Consider the following 24,370-nt stretch of genomic DNA (forward strand, 5'->3'; position numbering starts at 1 on the left):
CGCATCGGTCCCACCCCCAGCGGAGGCACTTCCGTGACTGCGAGTCCACTCCCGCCCGGCCCCGACATCGTCGCCCGGCTCTCCTCATGGCTGGCCGCCCACCTCTCGGACACCGGCCGGTCCGTCGCCGAGGTCGCCCGCGACCTTGGCGTGGGGGAGGAGACCGTCCGCTCCTGGCTCGCCGGACGTCGCATCGAGGACGAGCGCGGCGAGTTCGCGCACCTCGACACCCCCGCCAAGCTCGGCGGCTGGCTCCGTGCCCGCATCGCCGACTCCGGTTGCACCGTCAGGCAGATCGCAGAGTCCACTGAGGATGTGAGCCGGGGGACGATCTACTACTGGATCAGGGGCGAGCACCTCCCGCGACCCCCGGCCGGGGACGAGCCCGACCGGTTCGACCTGCTCCTGAGCAATCCCCGCCTGGGCCTGAGCCTGCGCCAGCGCGTGCAGCTCGACGAGGTCCGGCGCCGCCTGACCGGCACCTCCCTGAACGCGGCCCCGCCGGCCGCCGACTGGCCGGCCCGCGGCCTGCCCGCCGACGACCGGGCCTTCACCGGCCGGAACGAGGAGCTGCGGCGCCTCGACCGGCTCCTGCGCGAGCACCGACGCGGCCGGGCGGTGGTCATCTCCGCCCTCACCGGCATCGGCGGCGTCGGCAAGACCGCGCTCGCCGTCCACTGGGCCCGCAGCCGAGCCGTCAGGGCGAGGTTCACCGACGGGTGCCTGTACCTCAATCTGAACGGCTACGCCGACGTACCGCCGACCAGCCCCGAGCAGGCGCTGACCAAGCTGCTGGAGCAGCTCGGCGTCGAACCCCAGGCCGTGCCCGACGATCCCGACGCGATCGCCGCGCAGTACCGAGAGGCGCTGCAGGGCAGGCGCCTGATGATCGTGCTCGACAACGCCCACAGCGAGCCCCAGGTCCGCCCCCTCCTGCCCACCGAGGCGGACTGCCTGGTGGTCATCACCAGCCGCAACCGGCTCGACGGACTGCACGCCACCCACTCCGGCATCACGAACCTGGCGCTGGACACCCTCGCCTCGACCGAGGCCGCCTCGCTGCTTCGGAACCTGCTGGGGCGGCTGACCATCAAGGGCGCCGAGGAAGAGGAGATCGCCGCTTTCGCCGCCGCCTGCGGACACCTGCCCCTGGCGATCCACATCGCGGCGGCCAACTACCTCACCCACCACTCGCGCTCGGCCTCGATCGGCGACTACGCCCGAACCCTGGCCGGAGACCGGCTCGGCCACTTGAACGTGGGACCGACCGACCCGTCCACTTCGGTCGCCGCGGCCATGGACCGGTCCTACCGCCATCTCACCGCCACGGCCCAGCGGGCTTACCGGCTGCTCGGCCTGAACCCCGGTGCGGATGCCACCGCTGCCCTGGCGACCAGCCTCACCGGACTGGGCGTCGGCGACACCCGGACCGCGCTGAGGGAGCTGACGCGGGCGAACCTGCTCACCGAGGACGCCCGGGGCCGCTTCTCCTTCCATGACCTCCTACGCGACCATGCCGCGGCGCTGGCGGGCCGCACCGACTCCACGGCCGAGCGCCGAGACGCGATGCGTCGGCTGCTCGACCATTACGTCCACACCGCGTATCCGGCGGCCCTCCTGCTGCAGCCGAGCACGCACGAGCTCGCCCTTCCGCTCGCTGAACCGTGCCGCGGCAGCGTCCCCGAGACTTTCACCGAGCGGGAGACGGCGCTGGCCTGGTTCGAAGCGGAGCATCCGGGCATGACCGCCACCGCGCTCAATCAGGAAGCCGGTGAGTTCGACGTCCAGGTCTGGCAGGCGGCTTGGGCGCTCTTCGGGTTCTTCTCCGTGCGGGGCCGTCTGCGCGCCCAGAGCGCCCTCCAGCACGCCGCTCTGGGCGCGGCGGAGCGGCTCGGCGAACCGGTCGCGCAAGCGCACAACCACCGCGGCCTGGCCTGGAGCGATACCCGGCTCGGCCGGTTCGAGGACAGCCGCTCGCATCTGATGCGGGCGTTGGAGTTGTCCGCCGAAGTGGGTGACCTGACAGGACAGGCGGCGACGTACCACAGTTTGGCCGTCCTCGCCGACCAGCAGCGGCACTATGCTGAGGCGCTCGACCACACCCGGCAGTTCCTGAAGCTGTTCAAGGCCGCGGGAAGCGGCGTCGGCGTGGCCCGCGGGCTGAACTCGCTCGGCTGGTACCACGCGCAACTCGGCGAGTACAGTGAAGCGCTCGACTTCTGCGAGCAGGCGCTCAATGCCTGCCAGGAGCTCGAAAGCGGTCACCGTCGCCACCTGGAGGCCGCCATCTGGGACAGCTTCGGCTTCATCCACCACCGACTCGGCAACCACGATCGGGCCGGCTGCTACTACCGGCAGACCCTCCACCGCAACCGGGAACTCGGCGAGCGCCTCGCCGAGGGTGAGACGCTCTCGTCCTTGGGCGACCTCCACCTCTCCTCCGGAGATCCCGACTCCGCCCGCGAGGCCTGGCAGGAGGCACTGGACATCCTCTCGGACCTCGAACACCCGAGCGCCGCTGAAGTCCGGGAAAAACTCGCACACCGCTCGGCGTAGACATCGCCCAGTCGAAGGCCCGGATCTCCATGAGGCTCATGAGGATTGAGGCGCGTCCCGAGTCGTCCCGGGGCCTTTGAGGCCAGGGCGCCTGGCCGGGAAGGCGTGCGCACGGGCGCCGACCACGACCCAGCCCGGGATCATCCACATCCTGGGGGCGACCCCGGAGACGCTGGGCATCCTGGAGCACGAGCGCGACAGCATGTCAGACCGGATCGAGACCCTGCGAGCCGACCATCGACGTGGCGGAGAACCCCGACGTGCGGTACGAGATCACCACGATCGATCGGTGGGAGTGGTCCGCCGCGGCCCGTTCGTTCCTCGTCCGCGATTTCGCATCGCCGCCACTCACCGCGCCATACGATCAGCACCATGCTCAGCGACTACGCACACCTTGACGCCGGCACGCTCCACGTCGACGGCGAACACCCTATCGACGGGCGAGTGCTTTTCCGCCTCGGCACCCCGGACCATCAGGGCGCCGAATTCCACACTGAACCCCTCACGCAAGAACAAGCGACCACCATCAACGACGGCGGGATGACCTTGTCGTTGGTGCACGGGGACGCGGAGATCGAGATCGGACCGGAAGCGCTTGTCATCGGTGCCGCGGTGAAGGCAGGCGACGAGGTTGTACAGCTTCACGCCAGTGGCCCGGAAGGATGGCCGCTAGACCTCTAACGCTGCCCTCACCCCACGCTGACTTGCTTGGAGGGAACCCGTACCTCTCTGGCGCCGAGGCGGGTGCCGAGGTGGTGCGCGACATGTTCGCAGGACCGCGATGGTCCGGCTCGACGGCGTCGACGCGCGGTTGCGACCCTCGGCCCGGACCGGGCTGGTGGACGTGAACCTTGATGGTCAGTACCTGACCGTGCCCGGCTTCAGTGGTGCCGGGATGCTGGCCGACCCGGCCTTCCGTTGCGAGATCACCGCCAGGATGCCGCGCCGCTAGAGGTAGACCCGGGCCCCCTGCATCACCTGTTGCACTTCGATGTCCACGCGCTGAGTGCGATCGACTGGTCCGCGGTCTGCCTCGACGGCTGCCAGATCGCCGCGAGGTGCCAGAAGAGTGCTGGCCGAGGCTTGACCCTCAGGTAACCGGAGCCCATAGCGTGGTCGGCATGAGTCACCGCGAACTGCTCAGCATCGGCGAGTTCTCCGTCAAGACAGGCCTGTCGATACCGGCGCTGCGCCACTACGACGAGGTCGATCTGCTGCCGCCGGCCCGGGTCGATCCCGGCACCGGATACCGGCGCTACCGACTCGACCAAGCCGCGCAGGCGACGCTGATCCGCCACCTGCGGTCAGTGGACCTGCCCATCGACCAGATCCGGACCCTGCTGGCCGAGCAGAGCGGACCGGACGCCGCGGCGGTGCTCCACGCGCACCGCGAGCGGCTCCTGGAGCGGGCTCATGCCATCGCGCGACTGGCCGAGACCATCGGCCGGCACTACGAAGAAGGGACTGACATGAGAACAGTGAAGGAGGACCGGGTGGTACAGGTGACCATTCCGGCCCGGAACCTCGAAGCGACCGTCAGGTTCTACACCGAAGCCTTCGGCCTCGAATACGACCAGACCATCTCCTCGTTCCAGTTCGGCGCGTGGGAGACCGACTCGTTCTTCCTGCTGACGCTCGATGCATCGGCGGGCACGGACGGCCGGTTCGGTCCCGCGATGTTCGGGCTCTATGTCGACGACCTGGACGGCGCGCACGCGGCCGCGCTCGCCTCAGGTGCCGCGCTCATCCAGCCGCCCTTCGAGACCGACTACGCGCCCCGCCGATCCGTGGTCGCCGATCCCAGCGGCAACCGCATCTCGCTCACCCAGCGCTGACAAGCGGTTCCGGAGGAAGCCCGACCACCTTCCTCCGGAGCGCTCCGCGAAGGATCGTTCAACCATCAGGACAGAAGAAGGGAAGGCCGGGCCTGTCTGCTGGAACAGCGCCGCCGAGTCGTACCCGGCGGTGAAGAACAGGACCGGATCGCCTGCCTCGAAGGGAACCTGCCCTCGAGGATCCGCTTGATTGTGCTGGGGCCCGCGTCCGTGAGGCGGTTCAGAAGGGTGCCTAGCTGGGGTCTCGGGTTCGAATAGAGGGAACTGGGCTCTGCGAGACCTCCGACAACGCCGCCCGGCACTTCGGCTTCGCGGCACGGCCGCGTCGATCGCACATGCGGCTATCGTAGATATGTCGAAGAGGAGGGGCGGGTGATGGAGAACCTCAGTTCCTCCGTGCTCCTGTTCGGCTGCGGGAAGGTCGGCATCCGACTCGGTGAAGCGCTCATCGAGGCGGGGCATCGGGTGTTCGCGGTGCGACGCGACATCGACGTACTCCCTCGGTCGTTCACGGGCATCGCGCTCGACTACCGCCGGCCCTTCACCGCCGAACTCCCATCGGTCGACTCCATGGTCGTCACCCTGACACCGGGCGCTGCCGAACGCGAATCGCCAGACCTCGTGAACCCGCTGCGTCGACTCGCGGTGGCCCTGCCCGCTCGGCCGCGGCGCGTCATCCTGGTGTCCTCGACCCGCGTGTTCGACGGTGATCCGGGCCTCCGGACGCTCACCGAGGACGACATCCCCAGCCCGGCGAGTCCGCGCGCACAAGCCCTCCTGGACAGTGAGTCCGAGGCCCGGCGCCTGCTCGACGCGGTCGTCATTCGCCCGGCGGGGATCTACGGGCCGGGCCGAGAACATCTGATCCGTCAGGTTGCGCGTGGCATCCCCATGGACCGGCAACGGCGCACCAACCGAATCCATGAGACCGACCTGGTGAGCGCGCTGCGCGAACTGCTGCGTGCACCGAAGCCGCCGCGGACATTGCACGCGGTGGACAACCACCCGGCCACACGCGGCGAGGTCGCCGATCACATCGCGCGGCGACTGCAGATCCCGGCGCCGCCGGCGCTGCCCACCCAGCCGAGCGGACACATCATCTCGGGCGAGCGGCTCGCATCGCTCCTCGGAACTCTGCGATACCCCGACTACCGCTCAGGCTACGACGACATCATTGCGGCTCGAGGCCCCGAGCACTGGCTTGACTTCGAATGAGTGCGCCGCCTGGTCCGACTCATCCGGCACGGCCTGGAAGCCTGATGACCGGGACTACGCCCCAAAGGTGAGAGCGCACGGTCGCTGAGCCTGGGGTAGTAGGCCGAAGGGTCGCCACAGGTGCGATGTACGCAGGGGACCAAAGCGAGAGGCTTGGCCGCAAGCGAAAGACCAAGCGACTCAAGCGGGAGCGTCATGATCCTCATTACCGGTGCGACAGGAACGATCGGCCGTCCCCTGGTGGCGGCCCTGCACGCGAGAGGAATGGCGGTGCGGGCCCTCACCCGGGATCCGTCGCGGGCCCGGTTCCCCGAAGGGGTGGAGGTCGTGGCGGGAGATCCGTCGCGGCCAGTGTCGATCGCAGCGCACCTGGCGGGAGTGCGGGCGGTGTTCCTCAACTCCTCGGCGATCCGCGACTCCTGCGTGGAGTTCGCCGACCTCGCGAAGCAGCGCGGCGTGACCCGGCTGGTCGCGCTTGCGGCGTACAACGTGGAGCAGGACTTCGCGCTCCAGCCCTCGCGGCACATCGGCGACCGAAACCGCGAATGCGAAGCGGTCGTTGAGGACAGCGGACTGGAATGGGTCAGCTTGCGACCGCAGGTCTACGCCAGCATGGCGGTCCCGCTGTGGGCCGGACAGTTGCGGCTCGGGGACACGGTCTCCTGGCCGTACGCCGGTTTCGCCGAGGCCGTCATCGACCCGCGGGACGTCGCAGAAGTCGCCGCGCGGGCCCTCGTCGACGACGAGCTCCTGGGGCGCAAGCCGGTCCTCACCGGACCCGAGGCCCTTACACAGGCCGAGATGCTCGCGGTGATCGCTGAGGTCACCGGCAGACCCCTGCGGTACGAAGAGGAATCCGTGCTCGCGTTCGTCGATCGAATCGCGGCCATGGGCCTGCCGTCGGAGCTGGCGGCGTCCTTCGTGGCGCGCTATGCGGCGTTCGGCGGGCAGACGCCCGAGCTCAGCGACGAGGTGCCGAAGATCCTGGGCCGCCCGGCCCGCACCTACCGGGACTGGATCACCGACCACGCCGCAGTCTTCGCAGGACCGACCCGATGACCGGCCGCCGGAAGCCCGTCGTCGGCTGAGCGATCGACCGGCAAGCCCTCGTTCGGCTCAGCTCAAGACCTTTCGGGCGAATTTCGCGTACGTCTCGGCCAGCTCGTCCACATCGATCCCCAGCTCCGGCCGCCACCACTCGGCGACCCGGATGCCCATGGAACCCAGCGCGGTCATGCCCAGCAGCGGCTCGAAATCGCCGAACAGGCCCTGCTTCCGGCCGCGTTCGATGATCGCGACCGCCGCGGCCTCGGCCCTCACGCGCGAGGCGTACGCCGCCTCGCGCTCCTCGGGCGCCAGCGCTTCCAACTCCCGGTTCGACACCCGCATGAGCAGCGGATAGTCGGCATGGAGCCGCACCAGCGCGGCGACCATCGCGGTGATCTGATCGACCGGGTCGTCCCCGGCATCCGCGACGGCCTGAGTGAGACGCTGGGCCTGCTCCTCGTGTCCGATACGGATCAACTCCGACAGGATCTCCTGCTTCGACTTCACATGGGAGTAGACCGTGCTCGGATGGATGCCCACCGCTCCGGCGAGGTCGCGGATCGAGACGGCGTGGTACCCGCGGGCACCGAACTGGAGCAGTGCCTCCTCGTGGATCTTGCGCAGCGTCCCGGTGCTCGTCGCGCGCGGCGGCAGCAGCGCGCCCGCCGCGCCGGTCGTCGTCGGGCCGCGCTCGGCGTTCCGCTGCAGCAGACGCTCGCGCTCCTGACCGGTCCTCTTGCGTGCTTTGCCTGCCACTGCGCCGCCGCCCCTCGCCGATCAGAAGTAAACCTTCCTGGATTCTAGGCGCACGCCGGTTCGAGAGGCGGACGGTGAACGAACGGGAGGCCCCGGCCGCACGGCCGGGGCCTCCCGCGTCGCGTCGAGCGCCCACACCGTGTCGGCGTGAGCGGTGTACTCAGTGGTCGCCTCCGAGCAGCAGCGGCGACGAGTCGAACATGAGCGACTCGACCCGGCCGTCGGGCCTCCCCACCACCGCGACCGTATGCGAGGTGCCGAAGTCGATCCCGAGCCGGGCCGGAACGTGCACCGGGATCACGCCGCGATCTCCCGGTAGCCCTGCTTCTCCTTGGCGGCGATGAGCTTCGCGGCCTTCTTCGCGGCCTTGGCCGGGTCGCCGCAGCGCTTGGTGTCGACCTTCCCGTCGGAGCCGAGCCTGCCGTAGCGGGTCGCGGCGAGGTCGAGTCCGGGATCGGTGACGACCTCCCAGAACTTCCGGCCGCTCTTCGAGTCGGCCTCGAACCGCCGCACCGACAGCCCTGGGCCGAGCACCTGCCCGCCGAACAGCATCCGCGTCTCGGGCGCGACCGCGATGACGGCCTCCGCGAACGCCGCAAGGGGCCCCACCGCGAGCATCCACGGCAGCGACCTCTCCCACCAGGCGGTCGAGAGGTCTTCGCCGAGCCGCACGAACATGCGGTCATCGTCAGGGAAGCGCTTCACGGCGCTCAGCGCCAGGTGCGGCCTGTCATCGGCGTCGACGGTGAGGACGTCGAGGGAGGCGACGACCGGGATCAGCGGTTCCGCCTGGTTCGGCGGCAGTTTCGCCAGCAGTGCCGCGCCCGCGGCCCGCGCCTCGTGGCGCCGCGCGAGCGCCTCGCCGGGGGAGAGGAACCGCACGGTCGAGCCCTGTACCGACCAGCTCGCGTGGCCGACCTCGCGCCAAAGGGTCCGCAGCTCGTCGGGGACGGGCTGCTCGCGGCTCGCCTCGAACGCCTCGATCTCGGCTTCGGATGCGCCCGAGCCGATCTCGACCGTCAGGGACGACAGCCCTCCCTCGGTGAAGCCGTGCGATCCCAGGTACTCGGCGATCTCGCCCAGCGCCCGCACGTGCCACGCCGCGCTCTGCGAGTCCTGGCGGATCCTGGCTTTGATCCACTCCTCGACGGTCAGGTCCTCGCGCACCTTGTAACCGTCCCAAGTGGTCGTCTCGATCACCGCGAGCGCACAGCCCTCGTCGCGCTGGACGGCGAGTTCCCACTGGTCCAGCTCGCGGGCCTTCGACTCGTCGACGGCGAACGTCGCCGGGTCGAACGCCATCGTTTCGGTGACCTCGCCGCCAGGCCTGTAGAAGCGGCGCTTGACCGCGCCCGCGCCCGGCACGTACCAAGGGTCGCGCTCGATGTACTTCGCGGCCTCCGCGGTGGCCTTGAGCCGCGCGAACGCGGCGGCCGCCGCTTCGGGTCCGTCGAAGACCAGGCCGCGGCCGTCGAGCATGCCGGAGTTGACGCCCCAGTGGCAGGCGATCCGCTCGCCGTACCGGGCGAGGTCGGCGACTTCCTGCGCGCCCTTGGCCCACAGGACCGCGTGCTCGGTGCGCTCCGCGACACCCGTCAGGAACGCCGGGGTCAGCTCCGCCCCGAGCGGCTCGACGCGGAACGACAGCCCGGTGGGGCCGTATCCGTCGAAGGCGTGCATCTCGCCTTCGGTGTCGAGGAACCAGATCTCACCCGTGGCCTTGTCGGCGAGCAGCCTGCGCGCGACGGCGCACCCGGCGAGGACCTCAAGCTCCCCGTCGGTGATCTTGACGAGCGGTTCCTCTGCGGCCCTGGCGGCTTCACCCGCCTGGACGAGCTGCCGCCGGACGACGTCCGCCTCGCCGGAGAGCACCTGCTTCAGGGCGCGCTCGGTCTCCTTCTCGGAGAGCGGATTCGTCCAGTTGTGGTGCCGCACCAGAGCATCGGGTTCGATCGCCTCGTCACCCATCGACTCGGCGAGCGCATATGCAGTGCGGACGAGTTCGAACTCCTTGGCCGCCAAGGCGGCCTCGATGCCGACGATGAGCGCGTACTTGAACTGCCGCCGCACCTCCGAATCCTCCGGGAGCGGCCAGGTGGCGATCTCGGCGAGCAGCTTCACTTTCGGGTGGCGCTTCTCGACGTGGTCGTCGAGTGCGTAGGCGTAGTGGGCGGCCGCCAAGTGGTCGCGGGTCTCACGCAACCGCCGCATGACCTCGACGTGGACCTTGGGGGAGTAGATGTCGGAGATCGCGTTGCCCATGCGCCACATGGAACGCCGCTCGGTCCACAGTCGTTCGATGAGCGCCGCCCGCGACTCGGGCGTCTTCAGCTTCGCGACCGCCGAATACAGGTTGTCGACGACTGTCTGAAGCTGGCTCTCCTCGGTCTGGCCGTGGCTCAGCTCGCGGCCGCCGGGCGTGGCGTTCGCGTAGCGGTCCCCGTATTCGACGAGCGCGGCGAGCAGGAAGTCCTGCGCGCCGAGGTGATGGAACCGGTAGAGCTGATGGCCGGCCGAGTTCCGGGCCTGGATGCCGGGGTGCTCGAGAATGGTCCCGACCATGGCCCGGGAGGCGCGCTCGGCCTGCTCGTCGCTGAGCTGCGGCAACAGGTAGGTGCTCTCCTCATACGGGCTGAAGAGCTTGTTCCAGAGCTGTTCAACCGTGGATTCGGTGGCCGGCTCCGCCGCGAGCCTCATGAACGCGTCGAACACCACGGGTTCGCGGGCGAACGGGAACAGGATGCGGAACACGGCCTTCTTGACGTCGTCGGTCTGAATCCCCGCGAGGAAGTCCCCGGCGTCGGGCTCGGGCAGCCGCTCCAGGATCCGCGCCAGGACCGGTACCAGCGGACTGTCCACGGCATCCACCGAATCGCCGAGGACCTTGACGACGCCCTCCAGCGCGTCGAGCGGCAGCTGCTCCAGACCTCGCCCGGCGAGCTCGACCTTGTCCGGATGGCTCCCGGCCAGCGTGGCGGTGACGGCCCACTCGATCGCGGCGGCGTCGAGCTTGTCGAAGTCGGCACGGCACAGCAGCCGCTGCGCCAGCACCTCGGCGACCTCCGGATCGGTGACGGCTCCAAGAATCTCGCGGCTCTCCTCAGGAGATTCCTTGAGCGCCTTGAGGACCTCGGATGAAGCCTCCGCCAGGGGCCTCCGACGCAGCAGCTCGATAGTGCTCAGCACCGTGTCGTCCGCCCCGAGTTCATGGGCCCGGGCGACCATGTCGAGGCCGACGCGCACGTACGGGTCCTTGCCGAGCGCCAGCGCACCGGCCTCGGCGAGCAGGCCCGCATCCACGACGAGTTTGAAAGTGTGGTCGAACCCCCAGAACCGGGCGGGCCAGTCGTCCTCGCTCGCAAGTGCCATCCGCATTGCGGCGGCGGCATGTTCGCTGGACTCCATCCCGGCGCGCCGGTCGATGTCGGCCCGGACGAGCGCCGTACCGGCGGTGACCGGCGCGCCGACGAGTGACGTGATGACCTCGCCCTCGTCCAAGAGCTCATTGTCGAGCGCGTGAAGGACCCAGCTGGCGCGCCCCACCGAGAGATGCTCCGGGTCGATCACCATGGCCCGCAGCGCAGCCCGTGCCCGCTCGCCGTCCTCAGGGGCGCAACGATACTGCTGTACGAGGGCCCGCCGCTCCCGGAAGTCGGACACGACCGGCACGTCCCCGTCCAATGCCAGCTCCCCGAAGACGGCCCGGAACGACTGCACGAGTTCCGGCTGCTCCCGCTCGTCGAGCACCGCGAGCAACCGCGCGCGGTACTCGTCCTGCGCGAGGATCCCGGTGTGCAGCAACCAGTAGACGGCGAGTTGCGGGTCCCGGGCCGTCAGCGGCAGTTCCGCTTCGAAGGCCGAACGCTCGGCTTCGGGGTTCGGCCAGAGCTGCATGAAGTGCCCGGCGCCGCTGGACGCGAAATCCTCCGCCTTCTGCGTGGGCCTTCCCTCATGGATGAGCGGCTGGGCGAGGAACCACACCAGCCACTGGTAGCGGTCCGCCAGTTCCGCCGAGGTCGGTGCCGTGCCGTCACGCTCGACCTCTTTTGGCGTGCCCCAAGCCTCTCGAATGTCCCATTGGTCGCGCCCGTCGTTCTCGTCGGCCTCCTCGACCTCGCGCTTGAACGCCTTCCAATCCGCGAACGAATTGAACTGCAGCTCCAGGTCGCGGGTCTCGTGGCTCTGCCACCACACCTGCCCGCCGCCGCGCACGTCGACCAGCGTGTAGTCGTCGCCCTCATCGTCGACGACCACGAAGCCGCTCAAGGACTTGTCGACGGCTCCGAAGTACGCGTAGTTGATGCTGAGATGGGCCTCGACCAAGTCGTCGCTCTCGCCCATCCAATAGGTGAGCAGGCTGGGAGCGTGGTCGGCGATCTCAGTGGGCACGGGCATGCCGAAATGCCGGGAGGCGGTCGGATCGGTCACGGGTTTCCTTCGGGTCCGGTACGCAGGGATGCATACAAACGATCGTTTGGCGCGACGGTATCGTACGGCTGCGACATCCGACTGTTCGAACGCATCGCTTCCTGCAGCACGCCTGGTCTCATTGACTGAAGCCGATGCGCGCCACTGCATCTGAGCGGCTCTGGAATATCACTGCGGCAACCCTCCTCAAGCGATCCGGGTGACGCGGGCAAGTCCGGTGAGGACCTCGGAGGCGATCACCGGGTCGATCTCGGTCGGATGCGAGCGCTCTTGCCGCTCGTACGCCGGGTAGTCCTCGATGTGGGACAGGCAGACCCCGACGACCTGCTGCTCCGGCAGCTCAGAGGGGTTGCCTACGGAAATGCCAGGGTCGAGCGAGAGAACGACGAACCCGCCTCCGGGCAGGGGGAAGGTCAGGCCGGGTTCGTAGTCGGCCAGGATCTGGCCCCACGCACCGAGGTCGGTGCCGAGCCGCGCCGGGTGGACGAGGCTGACGGTGCCTGCCTGCGACGAAGCTTGGTGACACAAGCTCTCGCCGCCGGAAGACAGGCAGGCAGGCAGGCAGGCACCGGGCCGCAGGAGTCAGCCCGGTGTACGTCTAACTGGGACAGCGGATATTCAGGAGCGGGCGCTACCCACTGCCCGTTCTCGTTCGATGAAGTCCGCCATTTCCGCCGCAAAGACTTCGGCGTCAACGGCAGCGAACCCGCTGGTGCCACCAGTCGACCCGACCGCTACCGAGACCTGGCCGGTGTCGGTGGAGGTCATCTCGGCGACCACGTCGCAGCTCGCGATGCAGAAGAGCGAAAGCGTGTACCCGTGGTCGCGGAACGCGTCCCGCAGGACCCGTGCGCGGGAAGGCACGATGTCGCCGAGGCCGGGCCAGACGATGACGTTCGGAGTCAGCACATGGAGTCCTATCTGTTCAGTCAGGGAATGCAAGGTGATATCGCGTCCGCATTCGCTTGAACACGCGCCGCAAACCTTGCGTTACCGCAGATCAAACGCAGTGTTCCCAGTCATCATCCTATCTCGTGAACCTGACCTACCGGTTGTCGAAGGCGAGCATCACCGAGTTAGGGGGACTGGTTTCCTCGGAATCGTGGTTGTCGGAGGCGTGTGGGTTCGAGTCCGGGGAGGGTTTCGACCCGGTACTTCGGGAGACGCAGCTCTCTACCAGGAAGCTCTCCCGCTGCTGGTGGAGGGGCGCGCTGGCTGGCGGCGGAGGACGAGTGGACGGGGTAAGTCTGCCTTCGCAGACCGGCGGTCAAGGGCGTCCAGTCGCTTTCGTGCGGTGGCCGGGGCGGCGGCGTGTTCGTCCATGTCCGCCCATGGGTCGGTCTTCTGTGCGAGGCGTCTGCTGATCGAGGCCGCGGTGAAGCCGTTCGGGGTGGACTCGCCGAGCTCGGCCCAGTCCAGCGGGGTTGCGACCGCGGCGCCGGGTCGGGCGCGCAGCGAGTACGGGGCGACGAACGTCTGCCCGGAACCGTTGCGATTCATATCCAAGTAGATCCGGTTCCCGCGCTTCTGCTTGCGTTGCGCGGTCGTCAGCAGGTCGGGATCGCCCGCGGCAAGGTGGTCGGCGATGTCGCCGGCCAGGTCGCGCACGAACCTGAAGTCGGCGGAGCGGTCGAGTGGCGCGACCACGTGGTATCCGCGTCCGCCTGTGGCTTGGAGGAACGGCGTCAGACCGAGCTCGGTGAAGAGCTTTCGCGCTCGGCGCGCGACCGAGCGGATCGTGGCCACGGTGACCCCGGCGGGTGGGTCGAGGTCCATCACGAGGCGATCGGGGTGGTCGAGCTGGTCGACGGTCGAGGTCCAGATGTGGAACTCGATGGTGCCCTGGTTCGCCAGGTACAGCAGTGTCGCGGCGTCCTCGCACACGACGTAGCGGACGGTCCCGTCGGAGTGTCGGTGCGCCACCTCGACGGTGTTGATCCAGTCGGGAAAGTAGTCGGACGCGTCCTTCTGGAAGAACCCCCCGGAACTGATTCCTTCCGGGTAGCGGCGCAGGGTCAGCGGGCGCCCGGCAAGGTGCGGGACCATCGCGGGGGCGACCCGGCCGTAGTGGAGGAGCATGTCGCCCTTGCTGAAATGGTCTGCGGGGAACAGCATCCTGTCGAGATTGGAGACCTTGATGTCGTGCTCCTCGACGTGGATCGTAGGCGGCGCCATGTCAGATCGTCTCCCTCACCACGTCTTCGGCCGGCTTGTCGGTGCGCTCGCCTTGGTATCGCGGGTGGCGGAGCCTGCCATCGGTGGTCCATTCGGTGAAGCCCACCTGCGCCACCAGTTCCGGGCGGATCCAGTGTGCGCCGTGCTCGTGGACCGGGTCGGCGAACGGGCTCTGGTCCTGGGCCAGCACGTTCATACGTTCGCGCAGCGCCCGCAGCGTCCGGTCGTTGAATCCCGTGCCGACCTTGCCTGCGTACCGCAGGGTGCCGTGGCCGTCGTGGTAGCCGACGAGCAGCGCCCCGAAGCCCTCGCGCGAGCCCTGCGGGTCGGTGAAGCCGCCCACCACGAACTCCTGGTCGTGCACGCACTTGAACTTGAGCCAGTCCTTCGACCGTCCACCTCGGTAGCGTGAAGCGGCGCGTTTGGCGATCAACCCTTCCCAGCCCCGCTCGCACGCCTCCGCGTAGAACGCCTCGCCCTCGGTGTTGCGATGCGTGGTGAACCGCAGCGGGTCGCGGAATTCGAACGCGGCCCTCAAGAGCCGCTTGCGGTCGCGCAACGGCAGCCGAGTCAGGTCGTGCCCGTCGTAGGACAACAGGTCGAACAGGTAGTAGTGGACGGTGACGCCGGTCCCGGCGATACGCGAGTCGCCGGTGGGGTGGATGCGCGGCTGGAGGCGGGCGAAGCTGGTCTGCTTGCCGTCGAAGGCGACGATCTCGCCGTCGGCGGTGAAGCGGGGGCCGCCGAGGTCGGCGAGTGCCTCGATGAGCTCGGGGAAGCGCTCGTCGAGGCGGTTCCTGTTGCGGGACCAGAGTTCCGGCCGCTTGCGGTCGCGGGTCGACAGTGCGCGCATGCCGTCGAGCTTCCGTTCGAACAGCCAGTCCGCGTTCGAGAACCGACGCTCGGTGAGCGTCGCGAGCATGACCTCTTGAAAGCCGCTCATGCCTGCGCCAAGTCCTTGTTCGTGCGCCCGGACAGCACTGAGGCGAGCTGCGTCTTGGCGGGCTTGCGGCGCCGGTCGGCACCCTCGTCGTCCTTCTTGACCAGCAGCCAGTCACCGCCCTCGCCCATCCGCGACAGCGCGAACGCGCCCCTGATCTTCTCGCCCTCCAGCCACACCACGATGTGCCCGTGCTCGACGGCGTCGGCCATCGCGACCGGTTGACCGCGTTTCTCGGTCAGGTTGCGGTAGGTGCCGGTGTCCCAGACGATGATGGTGCCGGCGCCGTACTCGCCCTTGGGGATTCGGCCCTCGAACTCGGCGTAGTCGAGGGGATGGTCCTCGGTCCGCACCGCGAGCCGCCGGACCGTAGGGTCGAGCGAGGGCCCCCGTGGGACCGCCCAGGACACGAGCACGCCCTCGACCTGCAGCCGGAAGTCGAAGTGCAGCTGCCTCGCCTCGTGACGCTGGAACACGAACCGGTCGCCTCCGGCCCGCTTGCGTCCGCCCGCAGGCTCGCCGGACTTCACCAGATCCCGTTTCGCCCGGTATTCGTCTAGCTTGCCGCCCCGTGCCATGCGGGGGAGATACCCGGCCCGCAGCGCCCACAAACCGACGCGCGAGCACGGCGTGCGGCAGTATATGCATTCTGAACAGGCAAAACACGGACCAGCGGGCGTGGCGGGCGCCGATGCGAAATATGAGCAGCCATCACAAATCGCACGCATACGGTTACCCTGAGTGTCATGCTGGGATCATGGCACGGTCCATCTGGAACGGCGCGATCGCGTTCGGGTTGGTCAACATCCCGATCCAACTGCAGGTCGCAACGAGCTCGCACGAAGTCCCCCTGCACAATTACCACGCCCCCGACCTGGGCAGAATTCACCTCCAGAAGGTCTGCGAGATCGAGGACGAGCCTGTGCCGCCCGAGGAGCTCGTCAAAGGATGGGAGAGCGAGGACGACAAGGTGGTCGTCCTCGAGGAGAGCGATTTCGAAGACCTGCCGGTGAGTACTTCGAAACTGGTCGAGGTCCTGCAATTCGTGAAGGCCGAAGAAATCGACCCGATTCACTTCGACAAGTCCTATTACGCGCAACCGGGCAAGTTCGCGGAGCGGGCGTACGTGCTGCTGCGCGAGGCGATGATCAACTCGGGTCGCATCGCCGTGGTGAAGATCGCGCTGCGCCGGCGTGAGTGCCTCGCCGTCATCCGACCCCACGACGGGGTGCTCGTCCTCCACACGATGCTGTGGCCCGATGAAGTCCGCAAGCCCGAAATCAGCGGCATCGAAGGCGAGGCGGCGGCGCAGGAGCTGGAAATGGCCGACACGCTCATCGACAGCATGAGCGGCACCTACGAGCCCGAGAAGTACAGCGACGCCTACCAGGAGGCCATGGAGGATCTCATCAAGGCCAAGCTACGCGGGCGCAAGCTGCCCAAGGCGAAGGCGAAGGCGCAGCCGAAGGCCGAAGTGATCAACCTGATGGACGCGCTGCAGAAGAGTCTCGACCGGGCCGGGTCTCCGAGAAAGCGCCCAGCGAAGAAGGCGGCTCCGCGCAAGGCGGCGGCGAAGAAGGCCACGGCACGCAAGCAACCGGCGAAGAAGTCGGCGACGCGCAATCGGAAGAGCGCGTGAACGACGGCGTGGGGGAGACTCGATCCCTGTCACGGACTGACTGGGAATCAGCACGCCCGGCGGCGCGTTCGTTCTCTGTCGCGGGAGGAACGGCGTGCCCCGTGATCAGGTCGACCCGACTTCGGGCGCAAGCCACCTTGCAGGATCGATATCCACTGCCGGACTGGGTGGTCGACTCCCCGTGCAAGCACGGGTTGACGCTGACGGTCGCCGATGCGATCGGCAATGAAGTGGAGCACTGGCCCAGCTTCACCGGCACCACGGCCCTAGGCGACCACGCCCGGCGCATCACCCGGGCCGTACTCGACACGCTCAACCCCGGCCTGGCCTGGCTGACCTGGCTGACCGGCGTCACCGACGGCATCAGCTACCCCGGCGACGAACTCGTGTCCTACATTTCCCAGCTGGCCCTGACGCGCCCCGACGAGACTCCCGACCCCGAGCATTACCGCGAGCTGCTTCATTACTTCAGCTGGTACCTGTTCCAACAGACCAAACGCTTCGAACGAGCGCGAGGCCGTGAGGGGCTCCCTCTGGGCTATCGCGGCTCCAGGACCGTGGTGCCGTCGGCGTCGCTGTAGAGCGTCGCGCCGGGAGTGAAAGTGCACTCGCCGAATTCGAGGACGACGTCGCGTTCGCCGGCGCCGGTCTTGGTGCTCTTGCGCGGGTTGGTGCCGAGGGCCTTTATGCCGATGTCGATGCCGCTCAGCGCATCGGCGTCGCGGACGGCGCCGTTGATGACCGCGCCTTCCCAGCGGTTGGCGGCGGCGATGCCCGCGATGACGTCGCCCATGAGCGCCCGGTGGAGCGAGCCGCCGCCGTCGACGACCAGGACCAGGCCCTCGCCCGGTTCGGACACGATCGACTTGAGCAGGGCGTTGTCCTCGAAGCACCGGACGGTGACGATTCGCCCGCTGAAGGCGGGGCGGGCACCGAACCTGCGGAACTGGAGGTCGCATGATCCAAGGCGCTCTTCGTACTGGTCGTAGAGGTCCGCGGTGGTGAAGTCGGTCATTTCATGCTCCTTGCTCTGGTGACTGGTTGAGGCGACCGCACGCGGCTGGTCCTACAGCAGGTGCTCCAAGCCGGGGAAGAGGGCGCTGATCTGCTCGGGTTCGGGAGTCACGAACCGCCCGCTCGCCTCCACGAGGACCGCTTCAGGCCGGGATTCGGGAGTGATCCGACCTTCGACGCGGATCGAGCGGCCGTCCTGTTCGGTCACCTCGGCCTCGGCCATGAGTGGCACGCCCAACGGCACGGGGCCTCTGTAGGAGAACGCAAGGTCCACGGTCATCGACGGGCTGCCGGTGGTGCGGGCGGCCCAGCCCATGAGTTCGTCGAGGATCATCGCGCTCACGCCGCCGTGGGAGAACCTGGGCGGGCCCTCGTGGGCGAAGCCCAATGTGAATCGTCCCCTGACGCAGTTCTCGTTGCGCTCCACGATGACCGGGGGCGCACTCGGGTGGCCGGCGCCGGTGACGGGGCTGAAGGTGCGCTGCCCGATCCGGAGGTCGTCGAGCTCCGGGATCGCCCCGAGCGGGCGCCGGCCCGCCGCCTCCAGGTCGGCGGCGAGCTTCTCGGCCTCATCGGCCAAGCGCCGCAGCGTTTCGGGGTCGGCGGTGGAGCGGACGGCGGACTCGGTCAGGCGTCGCAGCCCGCTGCCGAGGGCGGCGACCGCTTCGCGGCGCCGGTTCAGTTCCGATGCATCGGTGTTCACGGCGCTCCTATTCGGCCATCTCCTGCTTCGCGAGGGCGGCGAGGTCCGCTAGGCGCACGATCGACCCGCCCGCGCCCCAGGCGACGATACCGCTCGGCCCTGAGGTGGACGTCAGCCCGCCACTGGCCGTCACCAGACCCACCGGGCGGGACCGGAACCGCGGCCCCGCCCGGTGATGTCCTCCGCACCCGGTCCGGAGCCGCGATCACGCCTGCGCGAAGGCGGCCGGGTGGACCTGCTCGACCCGGTCGCGCTTGGCGTACAAGTCCCAGTAGTGCTCGACCACAGGACGAAGACCGGCACCCCGGCAGAGCCTGGAAGGGGCGGCACCGCATTGCGGCGCCGCCCCATGTCAAGGCTGCGGTGGTCGGGGCCTGGGTGCCGCCTCTAGCTGAGGGTCCAGCGCTGGTTGCCGCCGCCGTTGCAGGTCCAGAGGATGATCAAGGTGCCGTTGGCGGTGCCGGCGGCGTTGGCGTCGAGGCAGAGTCCGTTGTGGACGTTGGTGATGGTGCCGTTGGAGTTGACGTTCCAGCGCTGGTTCGCGCCGCCCGTGCAGTCCCAGATCGTCGCCTTGGTGCCGTTGGCGGTACCCCAGCCCGCCGCCTCGAGGCACTTGCCGCTGACTTTCAGCTCACCTGCGGTGGTGCGGGTGAACGCCTGGTTGGAGCGCTGATTGCAGTCCCACAGCTGCGCCTGGGTGCCGTTGGTCGTCGACGCGTTCGGGATGTCGAGGCAGCGGTTGGAGGCCGCGCCCACGATCGCGGTCGAGCCGGACGGTTGGCCCGAGCCGAGCCCGCTCATGATGGCGTTGACGAGGCCCGGCTGGGTCACCGTGTTGTTGGAGCGGTTGAACAGCCCGAACCCGTACTGCCCGTTGAAGCCGTTGTCCCAGTAGATGGTGGCGGCGCCGTACTTCTTGGCGGTCGCGACCATGGTGCGCGCGAAGTCCTGGCGGTACTGGTTGTTCGCCGAGTCGTGTGAGGACTTGTCGATCGAGCCGTACTCACCGACGACGACCGGGTACCCCTTGGCGACGAACGCATCGTAGGTCTTCTTCATCTGCGAGTCCATGTAGTCCTCCTGTCCCCAGGTGGACGTCTTCGACGGGTTGGTCGCGCCCCGACCCCACTGCGTGATGGTGCCGTTCTCCTCGCCGGCGAAGTCCCACGGGGAGTAGTAGTGGACGGAGATCATGATCCGCTGCTCCCCGCTGGGGATCGAGGGGGACCGGTAGTTGTCCGTCGGGATCGCGAAGCCGTAGTTCCCGGTGGTGTAGTCGATGTTGGTGTTCCAGCCGGGGACGAGCAGCCAGCGCGAGGTGTTGTTGCCGCCGGTCTGCCGCACGGTGTCGACGAAGATCTGGTTGTAGCTGTTGATGTTCGAGTAGCAGGGCTGGGTGGGGTCGCCGTACTGCCCGTCGAACTCCTCGTTCATGGACTCCAGGATCAGCCGCTGGTCGTAGTTCTGGAACCTGGTGGCGATCTGCTGCCATGCCTTCTGGTACTTGGCCTTGATCGCCGTCTGGTTCGAGGAGTCGCAGATCAGCCAGGAGCCGGTGACGCTCTTGTAGCCGTCGCCGTGCATGTTGATGACCACATGCATGCCCCGGCTGTACGCGTAGTCGACGACCTGCTGGACCCGGTTGAGCCAGGCGGCGTTGATCGTGTAGTCGGGGCCGGGGCCGATGTGGTTCAGATAGGACACCGGGATGCGGATGGTGTCGAACCCTGCCGCCTGCACGCTGTCGATCAGTGCCTGTGTCACGGTCGGGTTGTTCCACGCGGTTTCATTCGGGACGCCGTTGGCGTTGGCCTCCAGGCTGTTGCCGAGGTTCCAGCCGGCGCCCATGTCGGCGATGATCTGCGAGGCGTTGCGCTGGGTCATGGTGTCGGCCGACGCGGGGGACGTCCAGCCGGTGATGGATACCCCGACCGCCAACACCACTGCGACGAACGCGGCCCTGAACCTTCTCTTCATCGAACTCACGAGGAGTTCTCCTTTCTCGACTTCCCTGGTGCTGCCGCAGGTGAGCGCGGTCCGAGCGGTTCACAGGGGGAGTTTGTTGGACCATCTAGTAAAATGATGATCCATCAGAATATTTACAAATGTCAATGGTTTCGTCGGATTTTGGGGAGCTCGTTCCCTGGCGATCCCATAGGCGAAGCGCCGGTGAAGGGGTCAGGGGAGGGCAACGGGCCGCTGCTGGCCGGTTACGGCAGGCGCGGATCCGGCAGGGGAGCGATGGCGCTCATGGCCTGGTCCAGGAGGTCGCCGAGCGGTTGTTCGTTGTCTTCGGCCACCCATTGGGTCTGGGCTGAGTCGAGGGCGGCCAGGGCGGCGCCGACGAGCGCGGCCGCGGCGAACCGCCCGAGTTCGCGGCCGTGCTCGGACGGGCGGCGCTGCAGCACGTCGGCGAGGGCGTCCCGCCAGAGGGCGTGCTTCTGCAGGTGAGTGGCGTGCAGCGCAGGGGTGTGCAGGATCATGCGGGTGATCAGGAGCGACTGGGGCCGCTCGCTCATTCCCTGTACGAGGTCGTCGAAGGATCGGCGCAGCGCAAACCAAGGGCGCTCCTCATTCGGACGTGAGGCCAGGGCCGCGGCGAGCTGCCGGCCCGTCTCCGCGAACCACTGCCCGAACACGTCCTCTTTGCTGGAGAAGTAGCGGTGGAAGCTGCGCCGGGACAGGCCGGTGGCCGCCGCGATCTGCTCCACTGTGGTTGCCTCGAACCCCTGCTCCACGAACAGCTTGAGGGCTGCCTGCGCCAGCTCCTCGCGCACCATGTTGCGCGTGCGCTCGCGCAGTCCCACTTTCGGCTCCTCCATGGCCCCAGGCTACACCGGCCGACACGAAGAGTCGCCTCGAGCACACAGAGCTGTACTTGACACACTGAGACATGTTTGGCGTATAGTGAAGACACGACGGCGACGCGGCAAGAGGCCCGACGCCGAATCCCCGGCCCCCGCCGGGATATCGAAGGGTTTTCCAATGGCGAAGACATGGCTCATCACGGGCGCCTCCCGAGGCTTCGGCCGCGCCTGGACCACCGCCGCACTCGAACGCGGCGACCGGGTCGCCGCCACCGCCCGAAACACCGACACCCTGGACGAACTGCGCGACCGCTTCGGCGACGCCGTGCTCCCGATGCAGCTCGACGTCGACGACCGCAGTGCCGACATCGCGGCCGTCCAGGCCGCGCACCGGCACTTCGGCCGCCTCGACGTGGTGGTCAACAACGCGGGCTACGGGCACTTCGGCACCACCGAGGAAGTGACCGAGGAAGAGGCCCGCTCGCAGATGGAGACCAACTTCTTCGGTGCACTGTGGATTACACAGGCCGCGATCCCGCTGCTGCGCGAGCAGGGCGGCGGCCACATCGTCCAGGTCTCCAGCATCGGCGGCGTGACCGCGTTCCCCGGCCTGGGCGTCTACAACGCCTCGAAGTGGGCGCTGGAGGGCCTCACCGAGGCGCTGGCCGGCGAGGTCGCCGGGTTCGGCATCAAGACCACCTTGATCGAGCCGTCCGGCTTCGCCACCGACTGGGCCGGCGCGTCCGCCAACCGCTCGGAACCGAACCCGCTGTACCAGCCTCTGCGGGACGCGATGGCGAACTGGGGCAACGGTCCGACACCCACGGCGGAGGACAGCGTCGCGGCACTGTTCGAGGCCGTCGACGCGACCGAGCCTCCCACCCGCCTGATCCTGGCGTCGCAGGGCTACGACCTGGTCCTCGCCGTCCACGAACGGCGCATCGACACCTGGCGAGCCTGGGAGAAGACCGCTCGCTCGGCCGACCCCGAATGAAGGGGTCGAGGCGGTCTTGAGGACGGCTTGCCCCGATCGATCTTGTAGGTGATGGATTCAGTGGGGCGCAAGCGTCATCGCGAGTTCAGGAAGATGCGCCTGGGGCACCGGACCCGGCCACCGCTAGCGAACGGTGGCCGGCTCCGGTGCTTGCTCCTCTGCTTCGGCTCTCTGCGGCCGGGTCTACGGCCCGCATGCTGAGAGTCCTATCGCTGTCAGCGGAGGACCGCTCACCGCCGCTCGAGTGCCCAGACGGTGTTCGCGTCCGCCGCTCCGGTGTTCCACGCGACCGAGGTGCCTGTTCCGTAGAGGTAGCCGCGCCCGCTCTGCTTGTTGTCGATGCGGAAACCGCCGGAGACAGGTGTGATCGCCCAGAGCGTGTCGTCGCCGACCCGCGCGTCGCCCCAGATGACCTTGCCGTCCGGATCGGTGTCGAGATGGCCGCGGCCCTCCCGGACGTTGTCGATCGTCCAGTAGCCGGCCTGCTGCTCGGTGAGCGTCCACAGCTGGTCGTCGTAGGTGCTGCCCGCTTCCAGGGCGACCGCGCCGGCGGCGCCCGAGTCGAGGTACCGCCCGGTCGAGACGTTGCGGAGCCGGTAGGTCCGGCCGCTCTGCGGATCGGCGGCACTGCCTGCGGGCTTGTAGGCGCGGAAGTAGTCGACGACCAGTTCCTTCGGCCGGGGGTCGTTGGGGTCGACCGTGCCGGTCCAGTCGGCGTGCTCGTAGATGCCCAGGTAGAACACCGCCGGGTACGTGAAGGACTGGTCGATGGTCCTCGTCAGCACGTTGTCGATGTAGAGCTTGAACTGGGTCGGGGTCCACTCGAGGGCGTAGATGTGCATCTCCGTGGTCATGTCGAACCCGACGCCGACCTGCTCGGTGTGCGTCGTGAGACGCGGATCCGACCACTTGAACAGGTTCCAGTTGAAGCGGCTCTTGCCGTGGATGCCCGCGTGCTCCACGACGTCGACCTCCCCGCGCTGCTCCCATGTGTCCTGTCGGCCGGTCAGCCAGAACGCGGTGTGGATGCCGCTCCTCGCGGAGCTCTTGGCTCGGATCTCGAAGTAGCCGTACTGGGGCGTGTACTTCATGTCCGTGGGGATCGAGTGGTCGAACACGTTGTCCTTGTGCAGGTTCGTCCGCTGTCCCGTCTGGACGCTCGAGACCTTCATGGGGTTGCCGCTGTAGTAGGTGGGCTGGTCGTCGTCGATGCGGAGCACGAGGGCGTTGTTGCGGAACCCGTATCGCGCCGTGGACCGCTCGACGGTGGTCCGGGACTCCAGGTACTTCGGGATCCACAGGTTCGTGTCCAGGTTGCCGGTGTTGAACTCGTCGTTCCGGTCGAGGATCCAGCCGGGCTTCTCGAGCGGGTTGGGCGGCATCTCCGCGGCGGACGCGGGCGCCGCCATGAACGCCGACAAGGCGAGTGCTCCACCGCCCACGAACAGGCCGCGGCGGCCGAACTTGACGTCTTCGGGATCGAATGCCATGGAAGTCTCCTTCGAGGGGGGGCTAGTCCACTCCATGATGACAACGGTTCCAGAATCTGTCAATCGAGGCTCATCAATGAAATAGGCGCACTGTGGCTCTAGACTTCGGTCGTATGGACGGCGAGCTGATTCCCCGCGACCGTGCCGAAGTGGCCCCCGGCGCGGTCCTGGTGCCCGATTGGCTCGATCTGGAGCGCCAGCGGGAACTGGTGGCGGCGTGCCGGGAATGGGCCCGGCCTCCTGCCGGTATGCGCACGGTTCAGACCCCCGGCGGCGGTGTCATGACGGCGAAGCAGGTGTGCCTGGGCTGGCATTGGTCCCCGTACCGCTTCACCGCCACAGTGGAGGACGGCGACGGCCGACCGGTGAAACCCTTCCCGCCCCTGCTCGGCGAGCTGGCCCACAGTGCGACCGAAGCGGCGTACGGCGAGGCCGAACCGTCCGAATACGATGTCGCGCTCATCAATTACTACGACGCCGACGCCCGCATGGGCATGCATCAGGACAAGGACGAGCGCTCCGACGCCTCGGTGATCTCGCTCAGCCTGGGGGACACGTGCGTCTTCCGCTTCGGGAACACCGAGTCGCGGAGCAGGCCCTATACCGATTTGGAGCTGCGCAGCGGTGATCTGTTCGTGTTCGGGGGACCTTCGCGGCAGGCCTTTCACGGTGTCCCGCGCATCCTTCCCGGCACGGCCCCGGCCGGTCTCGTCCTGACTGGGCGTTTGAACATCACCCTGCGCGTCAGTGGCCTCGACCGGCCTTGACCGA

Annotated in this window: 24 protein-coding genes; 10 read left to right on the forward strand and 14 right to left on the reverse strand. The window is 68.2% G+C overall.

Features of this window, described 5'->3' with window-relative positions:
- Nucleotides 1-33 precede the first annotated feature (33 nt).
- The 6 genes from ACFO8M_RS24810 (at nt 34) to ACFO8M_RS24835 (ending at nt 6,665) form a co-directional block, all read left to right on the forward strand.
- Entirely contained in the window at nt 34-2,556 is a 2,523-nt protein-coding gene (locus tag ACFO8M_RS24810) for a tetratricopeptide repeat protein (protein WP_387980497.1), read from the forward strand.
- Between the two features lie 372 nt (nt 2,557-2,928).
- Nucleotides 2,929-3,237, forward strand: coding sequence for a hypothetical protein (locus tag ACFO8M_RS24815; protein ID WP_387980499.1), 309 nt, complete (start codon nt 2,929-2,931; stop codon nt 3,235-3,237).
- Nucleotides 3,238-3,337: 100 nt separating this feature from the next.
- Nucleotides 3,338-3,508, forward strand: a complete 171-nt coding sequence (locus ACFO8M_RS24820) for a hypothetical protein (RefSeq protein WP_387980500.1) — start codon at nt 3,338-3,340, stop codon at nt 3,506-3,508.
- Between the two features lie 169 nt (nt 3,509-3,677).
- The gene (locus ACFO8M_RS24825; RefSeq protein ID WP_387980502.1) at nt 3,678-4,391 is read left to right on the forward strand and encodes a MerR family transcriptional regulator; all 714 of its coding nucleotides are present in this window, start codon (nt 3,678-3,680) and stop codon (nt 4,389-4,391) included.
- A gap of 375 nt (nt 4,392-4,766) precedes the next feature.
- Nucleotides 4,767-5,606 (forward strand): sugar nucleotide-binding protein, encoded by an 840-nt coding sequence (locus tag ACFO8M_RS24830; protein WP_387980504.1) that lies wholly within the window; start codon nt 4,767-4,769, stop codon nt 5,604-5,606.
- Nucleotides 5,607-5,801: 195 nt separating this feature from the next.
- The gene (locus tag ACFO8M_RS24835) at nt 5,802-6,665 is read left to right on the forward strand and encodes an NAD(P)H-binding protein (RefSeq protein ID WP_387980506.1); all 864 of its coding nucleotides are present in this window, start codon (nt 5,802-5,804) and stop codon (nt 6,663-6,665) included.
- A gap of 57 nt (nt 6,666-6,722) precedes the next feature.
- Here ACFO8M_RS24835 and ACFO8M_RS24840 read toward each other — a convergent pair whose 3' ends face one another.
- The 8 genes from ACFO8M_RS24840 to ACFO8M_RS24875 all read right to left on the reverse strand — a co-directional run bounded on the left by ACFO8M_RS24840 (nt 6,723) and on the right by ACFO8M_RS24875 (nt 15,530).
- A complete protein-coding gene (locus ACFO8M_RS24840; protein WP_387980508.1) occupies nt 6,723-7,409 on the reverse strand; it encodes a TetR/AcrR family transcriptional regulator in 687 nt (228 codons plus the stop codon).
- Between the two features lie 160 nt (nt 7,410-7,569).
- Nucleotides 7,570-7,710, reverse strand: coding sequence for a hypothetical protein (locus ACFO8M_RS24845; protein ID WP_387980510.1), 141 nt, complete (start codon nt 7,708-7,710; stop codon nt 7,570-7,572).
- A complete protein-coding gene (locus ACFO8M_RS24850; protein WP_387980511.1) occupies nt 7,707-11,837 on the reverse strand; it encodes a WGR domain-containing protein in 4,131 nt (1,376 codons plus the stop codon). The genes ACFO8M_RS24845 and ACFO8M_RS24850 overlap by 4 nt, the downstream gene beginning before the upstream one ends.
- A gap of 186 nt (nt 11,838-12,023) precedes the next feature.
- Nucleotides 12,024-12,365: a hypothetical protein gene (locus tag ACFO8M_RS24855; RefSeq protein WP_387980512.1), complete on the reverse strand. Its 342-nt coding sequence runs from the start codon at nt 12,363-12,365 to the stop codon at nt 12,024-12,026.
- Between the two features lie 90 nt (nt 12,366-12,455).
- Nucleotides 12,456-12,746, reverse strand: a complete 291-nt coding sequence (locus tag ACFO8M_RS24860; RefSeq protein ID WP_387980514.1) for a hypothetical protein — start codon at nt 12,744-12,746, stop codon at nt 12,456-12,458.
- A 264-nt stretch (nt 12,747-13,010) separates the two neighbouring features.
- On the reverse strand, nt 13,011-14,012 hold the full coding sequence (ligD, locus tag ACFO8M_RS24865; RefSeq protein ID WP_387980516.1) for a non-homologous end-joining DNA ligase: 1,002 nt from the start codon (nt 14,010-14,012) through the stop codon (nt 13,011-13,013).
- 1 nt (nt 14,013) lies between these two features.
- On the reverse strand, nt 14,014-14,955 hold the full coding sequence (gene ligD / locus ACFO8M_RS24870) for a non-homologous end-joining DNA ligase (protein WP_387980518.1): 942 nt from the start codon (nt 14,953-14,955) through the stop codon (nt 14,014-14,016).
- On the reverse strand, nt 14,952-15,530 hold the full coding sequence (locus ACFO8M_RS24875; protein ID WP_387980519.1) for a DNA polymerase ligase N-terminal domain-containing protein: 579 nt from the start codon (nt 15,528-15,530) through the stop codon (nt 14,952-14,954). Before ACFO8M_RS24875 ends, ligD (ACFO8M_RS24870) begins: the two co-directional genes overlap by 4 nt.
- A gap of 122 nt (nt 15,531-15,652) precedes the next feature.
- Between ACFO8M_RS24875 and ku the strand changes: the two genes are divergently transcribed.
- Together ku and ACFO8M_RS24885 are read left to right on the forward strand one after the other, a co-directional pair.
- Nucleotides 15,653-16,591, forward strand: a complete 939-nt coding sequence (gene ku, locus ACFO8M_RS24880) for a non-homologous end joining protein Ku (protein WP_387980521.1) — start codon at nt 15,653-15,655, stop codon at nt 16,589-16,591.
- A 137-nt stretch (nt 16,592-16,728) separates the two neighbouring features.
- The gene (locus ACFO8M_RS24885) at nt 16,729-17,172 is read left to right on the forward strand and encodes a hypothetical protein (RefSeq protein ID WP_387980523.1); all 444 of its coding nucleotides are present in this window, start codon (nt 16,729-16,731) and stop codon (nt 17,170-17,172) included.
- Here ACFO8M_RS24885 and rraA read toward each other — a convergent pair.
- From rraA to ACFO8M_RS24910, 5 genes are all read right to left on the reverse strand, one after another.
- Nucleotides 17,130-17,606 carry a ribonuclease E activity regulator RraA gene (gene rraA / locus ACFO8M_RS24890; protein WP_387980525.1) on the reverse strand — a complete coding sequence of 159 codons (477 nt, stop codon included), beginning with the start codon at nt 17,604-17,606 and terminating at the stop codon, nt 17,130-17,132. The genes ACFO8M_RS24885 and rraA overlap by 43 nt on opposite strands.
- A 51-nt stretch (nt 17,607-17,657) precedes the next feature.
- Nucleotides 17,658-18,308 carry a PaaI family thioesterase gene (locus ACFO8M_RS24895; protein ID WP_387980527.1) on the reverse strand — a complete coding sequence of 217 codons (651 nt, stop codon included), beginning with the start codon at nt 18,306-18,308 and terminating at the stop codon, nt 17,658-17,660.
- Between the two features lie 7 nt (nt 18,309-18,315).
- On the reverse strand, nt 18,316-18,450 hold the full coding sequence (locus ACFO8M_RS24900) for a hypothetical protein (RefSeq protein ID WP_387980529.1): 135 nt from the start codon (nt 18,448-18,450) through the stop codon (nt 18,316-18,318).
- 245 nt (nt 18,451-18,695) lie between these two features.
- On the reverse strand, nt 18,696-20,285 hold the full coding sequence (locus ACFO8M_RS24905) for a cellulase family glycosylhydrolase (RefSeq protein ID WP_387980811.1): 1,590 nt from the start codon (nt 20,283-20,285) through the stop codon (nt 18,696-18,698).
- 233 nt (nt 20,286-20,518) lie between these two features.
- Nucleotides 20,519-21,130, reverse strand: a complete 612-nt coding sequence (locus ACFO8M_RS24910) for a TetR/AcrR family transcriptional regulator (RefSeq protein ID WP_387980531.1) — start codon at nt 21,128-21,130, stop codon at nt 20,519-20,521.
- A 163-nt stretch (nt 21,131-21,293) separates the two neighbouring features.
- On the opposite strand from ACFO8M_RS24910, the gene ACFO8M_RS24915 reads away from it, so the two are divergent.
- Nucleotides 21,294-22,109 (forward strand): SDR family NAD(P)-dependent oxidoreductase, encoded by an 816-nt coding sequence (locus ACFO8M_RS24915; protein ID WP_387980533.1) that lies wholly within the window; start codon nt 21,294-21,296, stop codon nt 22,107-22,109.
- 230 nt (nt 22,110-22,339) lie between these two features.
- Here the strand turns inward: ACFO8M_RS24915 and ACFO8M_RS24920 are convergent, their stop codons facing one another.
- The gene (locus ACFO8M_RS24920) at nt 22,340-23,599 is read right to left on the reverse strand and encodes a family 16 glycosylhydrolase (protein WP_387980534.1); all 1,260 of its coding nucleotides are present in this window, start codon (nt 23,597-23,599) and stop codon (nt 22,340-22,342) included.
- A 113-nt stretch (nt 23,600-23,712) separates the two neighbouring features.
- On the opposite strand from ACFO8M_RS24920, the gene ACFO8M_RS24925 reads away from it, so the two are divergent.
- Nucleotides 23,713-24,366 carry an alpha-ketoglutarate-dependent dioxygenase AlkB family protein gene (locus ACFO8M_RS24925; RefSeq protein ID WP_387980536.1) on the forward strand — a complete coding sequence of 218 codons (654 nt, stop codon included), beginning with the start codon at nt 23,713-23,715 and terminating at the stop codon, nt 24,364-24,366.
- Nucleotides 24,367-24,370: the final 4 nt, after the last annotated feature.

Source organism: Glycomyces rhizosphaerae, from assembly GCF_042647865.1.
Lineage (GTDB): Bacteria > Actinomycetota > Actinomycetes > Mycobacteriales > Micromonosporaceae > Glycomyces > Glycomyces rhizosphaerae.

What these genes read in the sequence shown, in the direction of transcription:
- ku (WP_387980521.1), top strand. Translation starts at nt 15,653, where the DNA reads ATGAGCAGCCATCACAAATCGCACGCATACGGTTACCCTGAGTGTCAT.
- ACFO8M_RS24825 (WP_387980502.1), top strand. Translation starts at nt 3,678, where the DNA reads ATGAGTCACCGCGAACTGCTCAGCATCGGCGAGTTCTCCGTCAAGACA.
- ligD (WP_387980516.1), bottom strand. Translation starts at nt 14,012, where the DNA reads ATGGCGCCGCCTACGATCCACGTCGAGGAGCACGACATCAAGGTCTCC.
- ACFO8M_RS24920 (WP_387980534.1), bottom strand. Translation starts at nt 23,599, where the DNA reads ATGGCATTCGATCCCGAAGACGTCAAGTTCGGCCGCCGCGGCCTGTTC.
- ACFO8M_RS24835 (WP_387980506.1), top strand. Translation starts at nt 5,802, where the DNA reads ATGATCCTCATTACCGGTGCGACAGGAACGATCGGCCGTCCCCTGGTG.
- ACFO8M_RS24875 (WP_387980519.1), bottom strand. Translation starts at nt 15,530, where the DNA reads ATGGCACGGGGCGGCAAGCTAGACGAATACCGGGCGAAACGGGATCTG.
- ACFO8M_RS24915 (WP_387980533.1), top strand. Translation starts at nt 21,294, where the DNA reads ATGGCGAAGACATGGCTCATCACGGGCGCCTCCCGAGGCTTCGGCCGC.
- ACFO8M_RS24830 (WP_387980504.1), top strand. Translation starts at nt 4,767, where the DNA reads ATGGAGAACCTCAGTTCCTCCGTGCTCCTGTTCGGCTGCGGGAAGGTC.
- ACFO8M_RS24820 (WP_387980500.1), top strand. Translation starts at nt 3,338, where the DNA reads ATGGTCCGGCTCGACGGCGTCGACGCGCGGTTGCGACCCTCGGCCCGG.
- ACFO8M_RS24925 (WP_387980536.1), top strand. Translation starts at nt 23,713, where the DNA reads ATGGACGGCGAGCTGATTCCCCGCGACCGTGCCGAAGTGGCCCCCGGC.
- ACFO8M_RS24815 (WP_387980499.1), top strand. Translation starts at nt 2,929, where the DNA reads ATGCTCAGCGACTACGCACACCTTGACGCCGGCACGCTCCACGTCGAC.
- ligD (WP_387980518.1), bottom strand. Translation starts at nt 14,955, where the DNA reads ATGAGCGGCTTTCAAGAGGTCATGCTCGCGACGCTCACCGAGCGTCGG.
- rraA (WP_387980525.1), bottom strand. Translation starts at nt 17,606, where the DNA reads ATGACCGACTTCACCACCGCGGACCTCTACGACCAGTACGAAGAGCGC.
- ACFO8M_RS24910 (WP_387980531.1), bottom strand. Translation starts at nt 21,130, where the DNA reads ATGGAGGAGCCGAAAGTGGGACTGCGCGAGCGCACGCGCAACATGGTG.
- ACFO8M_RS24905 (WP_387980811.1), bottom strand. Translation starts at nt 20,285, where the DNA reads ATGAAGAGAAGGTTCAGGGCCGCGTTCGTCGCAGTGGTGTTGGCGGTC.